General features: G+C 55.2%; 2 protein-coding genes. Both read right to left on the bottom strand.

Features of this window, described 5'->3' with window-relative positions:
• A partial coding sequence (gene mtnN, locus ABHR76_RS07645) for a 5'-methylthioadenosine/S-adenosylhomocysteine nucleosidase (protein WP_346977216.1) occupies nucleotides 1–555 on the bottom strand: 555 nt, incomplete at its 3' end.
• A gap of 78 nt (nucleotides 556–633) precedes the next feature.
• Nucleotides 634–1,752, bottom strand: a complete 1,119-nt coding sequence (locus ABHR76_RS07640) for a serine hydrolase (protein WP_346977215.1) — start codon at nucleotides 1,750–1,752, stop codon at nucleotides 634–636.
• Between the last annotated feature and the right edge of the window lie 355 nt (nucleotides 1,753–2,107).

Genomic DNA, 2,107 nt, shown 5'->3' with positions numbered 1-2,107 from the left:
CTCCATGCCGACACAATCGGCATGCGTCGCCTCGATAGCGTCGTTGCGCATGGTAGCGCCCGTCACAAAGCGGTTACCCGTGGCAATCGTGCCGACCAGGAACTGCTTGGTGCCCTCGTTCGAAGCGACTGCATTTTTCGAAGCGTCAACAAACCCACGCTCAGCAAGCACGTCGGCGGCAATATCGACCAGCGCGGGCGTCGAGCCAAACTCCTCGAGCCCCGGTGCGGACTCGGCGATAAGCGCGGTATCGGTATCCAGATAGCGTAGGCGTTTGCCAATGACCACGTCGTCGATATGGAGCTTGGGGTTCAAACCGCCCGCAATGCCCGAAAACACAACAGCCTGCGGAGCATACTTGCTAATGAGGTGCTGTGTTGCAGCGGCGGCGTTCACCGTGCCCATGCCCGCCGTTGTGGCGACAACTGTCAGGCCGTCGAGCTCACCGCTCACAACGGTCAAGCCCGCCTCCCGTGCCTCGCAAACGTCGCTCAGCTCTTCCTTAATCTGCATGATCTCTTTTTCGAGCGCACCGATAATCGCGATGGTAGCCATACCATTCCCCAAACCTATACGAAATTCTCAACCAAGGTATGGTACCAGCATTTTGTTTGACCTCGCCAAACGAACACGCTAAGCCAGTGCAGCTCGCGTATCAAACAGAGCCTTTGCAATCGCGGCCGTAACCTCGCTCGAACGGTCACTCCATGGCATCGATGTCATGACGCTCATGACATAGGTACGGCCATCGATGTCGATGAGGCCCGCATCGCATGTCGAATAGTAACCATCCTCGCTAATCCAGCCTGCCTTGTTGCGCACCAAAACCTGCTCGTCCGCAATGCCATCGCGAATAAACGAGCGCGATGTTGATGCCAGAAGGCCCGACAACCACTGTGAAGTCTCGATATCCATGCTCAGATACTCGCTCATCTCGCGCCATAACCTCGCAGAAGTGCGCGGGCAGTAGGTCGGAAAATCACTCATCGGATTCAGTGCCGTTTCGTCATCAACGCCCAGATTGGCAATCCAATCCTCATAGCCATCATGGTCAAACGCCGCGCGTAACGCGATAAACGAATCGTTGTCTGAGTTGACGACGGCATTCTCGATAAGGTCGCGCACCGTCTGCCAGCCCATGCTGTAACCACCATACGTGGCTAAAGGCCAATCGAGCGACACCTGCCCCGATTCGACCAACATCTCGCAAATATAGAGTGCATACAGCGCCTTATAACTGCTCGCTCCATACACCTCAACATCGGCGTTATACGTCACGCCCCTACCACTCGATAGGTCGTAGAACACTACACCCACGTCGCCCAGTTCCTGCGCCCGACACAGGGCATCCTGGAGCGAGGCAAGGCTCTCATCCTCCAAGGCAGGAGTCTTGTTATCCACCAACGAGAAGGTCCGAACGGTATCACCCGAAGGGATATCGTTGAAGTTCGCCTTCGAAAGTCTCGTCTTGAGATCTGCCGTCGACAGAGCTTGATCTGCCGACGCTTTGGACTTTGAAACCTTCTCGTTTTGCAGCTGTACCGTTGACGCATCTGGGCGCCCCGTTCGCTCCGAGGCGTAGGTTTTAACGGTAATTCCGAGGATAATAACCGCCGACGTTAGCATCCCAATAGCGGCAATCTTCCTCACGCGGATGCGAGCGCCGGCAAGGCCACGCGAAGACGTGCCCTTCGTCTTATATCTGCTGCCATGCTGCGGCACATACTCGTCCCGCGATGCGATGTTTCGCACGTGGTCTCCTGACTGCTACCGTTTATATACGAGCAGCATGATACCGAGCAGGCATTTCTTTCCAAAGATATTCAGCAGCGTTTAAGGTGTCTTTAAAGAAACCACAAGCGTATTTATCCAAATGGCACGATTCTGTTGCGCATCTCACCGCAACCCAGAGAGCAGTCTTTTTAGGACGGGGCTCTTTAGCAATCAACTAGGTGCCCAGGGGCACTCATTTAAGTCTGTCCCCAATGAGTGCCCTTGGGGAACGAAAATGGCATGCTATCCGATAGCGTTTTTGAGCTCCGCACGGCGCTTTTTCATACCGGCCATAACGGCATTGCGCAGCTCGGGCATGCGCGCGGTATCCATC

It is taken from the genome of Collinsella aerofaciens (assembly GCF_039752985.1).
GTDB lineage: Bacteria > Actinomycetota > Coriobacteriia > Coriobacteriales > Coriobacteriaceae > Collinsella > Collinsella aerofaciens_BT.
This window is presented reverse-complemented; position numbering and strand designations above follow the sequence as displayed.